The 5467-nt window shown below is 58.6% G+C and carries 6 protein-coding genes and 4 tRNA genes; 3 read left to right on the top strand and 7 right to left on the bottom strand.

The annotated features are described in order from the left end of the window. Positions 1–36 precede the first annotated feature (36 nt). Both murA and ramA read right to left on the bottom strand, forming a co-directional pair. The gene (gene murA / locus HMPREF2792_RS07450) at positions 37–1305 is read right to left on the bottom strand and encodes a UDP-N-acetylglucosamine 1-carboxyvinyltransferase (protein ID WP_070523021.1); all 1269 of its coding nucleotides are present in this window, start codon (positions 1303–1305) and stop codon (positions 37–39) included. A 21-nt stretch (positions 1306–1326) separates the two neighbouring features. Next, positions 1327–2166, bottom strand: coding sequence for an acetate metabolism transcriptional regulator RamA (gene ramA / locus HMPREF2792_RS07445; RefSeq protein ID WP_070522991.1), 840 nt, complete (start codon positions 2164–2166; stop codon positions 1327–1329). Positions 2167–2422: 256 nt separating this feature from the next. Between ramA and cysK the strand changes: the two genes are divergently transcribed. Next, entirely contained in the window at positions 2423–3358 is a 936-nt protein-coding gene (cysK, locus tag HMPREF2792_RS07440; RefSeq protein ID WP_070532409.1) for a cysteine synthase A, read from the top strand. A 120-nt stretch (positions 3359–3478) separates the two neighbouring features. After that, positions 3479–4042: a serine O-acetyltransferase EpsC gene (epsC, locus tag HMPREF2792_RS07435; RefSeq protein WP_070532406.1), complete on the top strand. Its 564-nt coding sequence runs from the start codon at positions 3479–3481 to the stop codon at positions 4040–4042. A gap of 12 nt (positions 4043–4054) precedes the next feature. Here epsC and HMPREF2792_RS07430 read toward each other — a convergent pair whose 3' ends face one another. From HMPREF2792_RS07430 to HMPREF2792_RS07410, 5 genes are all read right to left on the bottom strand, one after another. Beyond that, positions 4055–4357 (bottom strand): GNAT family N-acetyltransferase, encoded by a 303-nt coding sequence (locus HMPREF2792_RS07430; protein ID WP_070532403.1) that lies wholly within the window; start codon positions 4355–4357, stop codon positions 4055–4057. A 52-nt stretch (positions 4358–4409) separates the two neighbouring features. After that, positions 4410–4482 (bottom strand) — tRNA-Phe (locus tag HMPREF2792_RS07425). 20 nt (positions 4483–4502) lie between these two features. Then, a tRNA-Asp gene (locus HMPREF2792_RS07420) sits at positions 4503–4576 on the bottom strand. A 251-nt stretch (positions 4577–4827) separates the two neighbouring features. Continuing rightward, positions 4828–4904: transfer RNA gene (locus HMPREF2792_RS07415), tRNA-Asp, on the bottom strand. Between the two features lie 34 nt (positions 4905–4938). Continuing rightward, positions 4939–5014, bottom strand: a tRNA-Glu gene (locus HMPREF2792_RS07410). 83 nt (positions 5015–5097) lie between these two features. Between HMPREF2792_RS07410 and HMPREF2792_RS07405 the strand changes: the two genes are divergently transcribed. Further along, the gene (locus HMPREF2792_RS07405; protein WP_070532400.1) at positions 5098–5430 is read left to right on the top strand and encodes a metal-sensitive transcriptional regulator; all 333 of its coding nucleotides are present in this window, start codon (positions 5098–5100) and stop codon (positions 5428–5430) included. Positions 5431–5467: the final 37 nt, after the last annotated feature.

Raw genomic sequence — 5467 nt, 5'->3', positions numbered from 1 at the left:
GGTGCGCCACATAGGGACGTCGCCAAGCAATGTTCCTTAGTAGAGCTCCTCCTCTTGAGTGCGCTCAATGGTGGCGCCCAAGGCCTGCAGGTTCTCTACAAAGTTGGGATAGCCGCGGTCGATGTGAAAGACATCGTGCACGGTGGTCGTCTCATCCGCACACAAAGCGGAGAGGACCAATCCGGCACCTGCGCGGATATCGGAGCTCCAGACATGCGTCGAGGACAGGCGCTCTTGACCGCGGATAACTACGTGGTGTCCATCCACCTGGGCATCAGCGCCAAGGCGGAGCATCTCATCGACGAACCGGAAACGCGACTCAAAGACATTTTCCGTGATGATGGATGTACCTTCCGCGACCGCGGAGAGCCCGATGGCAATCGGCTGAAGATCCGTGGGGAAGCCGGGGTACGGCAGCGTTTGGTAGTCCACAGCAGTTGGACGCCGGTCCATGCGCACGCGGAAACCATTGACATAGTCCTCGATATCCGCACCGGCGGACTTAAGCTTCTCCAACGGCAGGTGCAGGTGCTTGGGAGCAATACCACCCACCGTGATATCCCCGCGAGTCATTACGGCAGCATATGCCCACGTACCCGCAACAATGCGGTCACCGATAACCTCGTGCTCCGTCGGTTGCAGCTTGTCCACTCCCCGAATGGTGATGGTGGATGTCCCCTCCCCAGAGATGTCGGCGCCCATTTCCTTGAGCATCGTGCACAGGTCCACAATTTCCGGTTCGCGGGCCGCATTGTGGAGTTGAGTTTCGCCATCCGCAAGGACTGCAGCAGTGAGAATATTTTCGGTAGCGCCTACCGAAGGAAAATCGAGCTTGATGTTCGCGCCATGGAGTTGATCCGCCTCCGCCACAACGGCGCCGTGTTCGATGCGCGTGCTAGCGCCCATCTTCTCTAGCCCAGATTGGTGCATGTCCAATGGGCGGGAACCAATGGCGTCGCCACCTGGCAAAGCTACCTTTGCGTGACCACAACGCGCCGTCAGCGGCCCCAATACACACACCGACGCGCGGAATTGGCGCACCGCATCGAAGTCTGCATTGGAATGCAACGTGGCCGGCGTGGTGATCTGCACGGTGTGGCCATCGATTTCCACTGAACAGCCAAGGCCTTCAAGGACCTTTCGCATCAGTGGAACATCAAGGATTTTAGGACAGTTGGTCAGCGTGGTGGTGCCCTCCGCCAACAGTGCCGCAGCCATCAGCTTCAGCACACTGTTCTTGGCACCGTCCACCTTGACGGTGCCCTGCAGGCGCGCCCCACCGGAGACAATAAATTGGTCTTTCACGCCCACCCAACTTACCTACGATCAGGGCAACGCGCCTATACGACGGGCCGCATTAACCGCCTCATAGCGAGTATGTGCACCCAGTTTGCGCATGACAGAGCGCAAATAGGACTTCACCGTTTCGGCGCCAATACCCATTTCCTCGGCCGCCTCGACATTGGTATGCCCCAACGCCACGCAGGAAAGAACATCCAACTCGCGAGCAGAAAGCTTGGTGGACTGCTTAACGCGCACCGGGGAGACCATCTGGTCGCAAAGAGCCTCTAGTTCCTTACGGAGGTCTTCATCGTTGACTCGGTTAGCCAACATGCGGAGCTTGGAGTGCGTTGAGCGCACCTGCTCCCACTCAGCCCCGTTCATCACGTGACCGCGAGCAGCGCCGCCCTTGCCTCCGTCGGCACGACGCAACGCGGAATTAACGGCCAGATCCTGCTCGAGGCACCGAGCGGTCATGGTGACTTCCTCGATTACCTTGTCGCCCAAGCGCACCGGCGAATGGACGCCAACGTAGAGGACACCGCGGATTTCACGCTGAACGGTGACCGGCACCGCCACGATCGAATGCAGTCCCTCATCCTGGATATGGCGATCATTCTCATGGCTAATTGTGGTGGCACGAGTGTAGTCGGACACACCAACCGCGCGGCGAGTGCTGACAACGCGCCCGCCGACGCCCACGTTCGCGTCAATCACCAAATTCTGCAAGGCCGGGGTCCGCAGCCCTACCCACTGGGTAATCTGCAGGCGATTGTCCGGCAGCAAGGTCCCGTACATCGTGACGGGGATTCCCGTTGCGGTCTTTAGTGACGAGAGCGCTGCGCGTACGGCTTCGTCGTCATCCTTGAGTCGGTGCGGCTCCATGAGACTCTCTCTTACTCGGGGGTAACCAGCAGGTGCACCCACATTTCCCGCCTGAAACGGGGGTAGGCGAACACTATTTGCGAAGTATAACCGGCCGACGGGGGTAATTCTAAATCACGCCTCGCCCTCATGAGACGCCTCAAATCCCACATGCCATGCCCGAATGATCTGTTCAGAATCTATATACCACTTGGTCTATTGCCACGGTGTAGAGTGTCTGCTGTACATCAGAACTTATTTTCAAGGAGTCCACATCGTGGCTGTATACAACAATATTCTCGACACCATCGGCGGTACCCCGCTTGTCCGCCTCAACCGCCTGACCGAAGGCCTCGGCGCCGAGGTACTGGTGAAGGTTGAGTCTTTCAACCCCGCTAATTCCGTCAAGGATCGCATTGCCAAGGCAATTGTCGACACCGCCGTAGAGTCCGGCGAGCTAAAGCCAGGCGGCACCATCGTTGAGGCCACCTCCGGCAACACCGGCATCGGCTTGGCACTCGTCGGTGCCGCCCAGGGTTACAAGGTCATCCTCACCATGCCGGAGACCATGTCCAACGAGCGCAAGGTACTGCTGCGTGCCTATGGCGCTGAAATCGTCCTCACCCCGGGCGCTGCCGGCATGAAGGGTGCTGTCGAGAAGGCCAACGAAATTATCGCTAAGACCCCCAACGCCATCCTGGCTTCGCAGTTCGCTAACGAGGCAAACCCGAAGATTCACGAGGCAACCACGGGCCGCGAGATCTGGGACGACGCTGAGGGCAAGGTCGACGCTTTCGTCGCTGGCGTCGGCACCGGCGGAACCGTCACCGGCGTGGGCCGCTACCTGCGTTCCCAGAACCCCGACACCTACCTGGTCGCCGTTGAGCCCGCTGACTCCCCCGTCCTCTCCGAGGGACACGCTGGCCCCCACAAGATCCAGGGCATCGGCGCCAACTTTGTCCCAGAGGTTCTGGACCGCGAGATCCTCAATGAGGTGCTCACCGCAACCACCGAGGAATCCGTTTCCACTGCCCGCAAGCTGGCCACCGAAGAAGGACTGCTCGTCGGCATTTCCTCCGGTGCCAACGTCTCTGCGGCACTCAAGCTGGCTGCGCGCGAAGAGTTCAAGGGAAAGACCATCGTCGTCGTCGCCCCGGACTTCGGTGAGCGCTATGTCTCCACCATCCTCTTCGAGGACATTCGCGAGGCCTAAGGAAAACGCTAACGTGGCTTTCCACGGGACGTCGCCAAGCACGGCGCCGTGGTGAGCCCTCCGAATAAAAGCGCCCTCTGTGCTAGGGGGCGCTTTTTCTTTCTAGATAGGATGGTTCGCATGCACATCTTGAAGATGATTCGTGAAGACCTCGCCAACGCGCGCGAGCACGATCCGGCCGCGCGCGGCGACGTCGAAAATGCCGTGGTCTACTCCGGCCTTCACGCCATTTGGGCGCACCGAATCGCCCACCGCATGTGGAAACGTGGATGGCGTGGGCCAGCCCGTATTTTGGCGCAGCTTAACCGCTTCTTCACCGGAATCGAGATTCACCCCGGCGCTACCATTGGCCGGCGCTTCTTCATTGACCACGGCATGGGGATCGTCATCGGTGAAACCGCCGAAATTGGCGATGGCGTCATGCTTTACCACGGCGTCACGCTCGGTGGTCAGGTGCTGACACAGACAAAGCGCCACCCAACAATTGAGGACAACGTCACCATTGGCGCGGGCGCCAAAGTGCTCGGCCCGATTACCATCGGCCACGGCTCCGCTGTAGGTGCCAACGCCGTGGTGACAAAGGACGTGCCACCGGAGCACATTGCCATCGGTATCCCGGCCACCAACCGCCCGCGCAAGAAGGATGAGCGCATCAAGCTGGTGGACCCGGACTACTACATCTAAAAGACCGTGCCTTTACAGGCTGCCTTCACGGGCAGTCAGCCGCTGGTAATCGGGATTCTTCTCAATGAAGCGCGCCACGGCGCTGCACGTTGGAATGACTTGGCGGCCGGCCGTTGAGTCATCATCCAGTACCGCTTTAATAAGCGGCTTGGACAGCCCTTGGCCCTGAAATGACTCGAAGATTTCCGTGTGCGTGAATTCGCGTGTGGTAGCGGAATCACTGTATTCGGCGAAGCCTGCTTCTTCCCCATCAACGGTGATGACGAAACGGGATTGATCGGTTTGGTGCGCAACTGAAGTAGTCATGCCGCCCATTAAACCAAAAAGAGCAACAAAAAAGCCCCTTCCAATGGAAGGGGCTGTCTTGTGGCCAGAGCCAGGATCGAACTGGCGACCCCACACTTTTCAGGCGTGTGCTCTACCGACTGAGCTATCTGGCCAGAAGCCACGAGGACTTCGGCGACCCTGACGGGACTTGAACCCGCGACCTCCGCCGTGACAGGGCGGCGCGCTAACCAACTGCGCCACAGGGCCATTTTCAATTATCTGTTGTGCGCTGGGCACGAATAAGTACTCTACACAAAGCTAGATAAGCACACCAAATCAGCATGTCATTCACCGTTTTCACGGTGATGCAGCCCCTCAATACACACTGTCACCACAGCGCCTAGACCTATACAGATCTATGCGCCATTTGCGACGTTGCAGGAGCCTCCACACACCACCATAAAACGACACAAGCCCCGAGGCATATGTTCTATAAACAATGCTCCGAGGCTGAAATATGGCGACCCTGACGGGACTTGAACCCGCGACCTCCGCCGTGACAGGGCGGCGCGCTAACCAACTGCGCCACAGGGCCATAAGTATTTTCTTGTGCACCAACACAAAAGTGTTGGTACCCCCAACGGGATTCGAACCCGTGCCGCCGCCGTGAAAGGGCGGTGTCCTAGGCCGCTAGACGATGGGGGCCCGTTGCCTTGAGGCAACTTTGTAAAAATATACTGGAGACATCCTCACTTAACCAAATCGTCCTGGCAGAAAGGCAGAAAACCATGGCTGACCAGCGGGATACCTGTTCCTGTCACGAGCCGGGTGTGCACGGCTACAACTCCGATGATGAGCAGAAAGCAAAGTACTTGGCTCGCCTCAAGCGCATCGAAGGCCAAACCCGAGGCATCCACCGCATGATCGCGGAGGACCAATATTGCATCGACATCATCACGCAGATCTCAGCGGTTACTTCAGCGCTCGAGAACGTTTCCCTAGCGCTCTTGGAGGACCACATAGAACACTGTGTGGCGGGAGCAGCCGCCGAAGACGGGCAAGTAGCCACAGAGAAGCTCGAGGAGGCCATGCGGGCCATCAGGAAGCTCGTTAAGAGCTAGCCCTGAACCCAGGCTTAAGGGACATTTCGTGTGGATA

The sequence above is a fragment of the Corynebacterium sp. HMSC068H04 genome, assembly GCF_001811255.1.
Classification (GTDB): Bacteria; Actinomycetota; Actinomycetes; order Mycobacteriales; family Mycobacteriaceae; genus Corynebacterium; species Corynebacterium hesseae.
The sequence above is the reverse complement of the archived record's forward strand: the minus strand, read 5'-3'. Positions and strand labels throughout refer to the sequence as shown.

Coding starts and splice junctions, on each gene's coding strand:
- ramA (WP_070522991.1), bottom strand. CDS start 2,166: ATGGAGCCGCACCGACTCAAGGATGACGACGAAGCCGTACGCGCAGCG.
- epsC (WP_070532406.1), top strand. CDS start 3,479: ATGCACATCTTGAAGATGATTCGTGAAGACCTCGCCAACGCGCGCGAG.
- HMPREF2792_RS07430 (WP_070532403.1), bottom strand. CDS start 4,357: ATGGGCGGCATGACTACTTCAGTTGCGCACCAAACCGATCAATCCCGT.
- HMPREF2792_RS07405 (WP_070532400.1), top strand. CDS start 5,098: ATGGCTGACCAGCGGGATACCTGTTCCTGTCACGAGCCGGGTGTGCAC.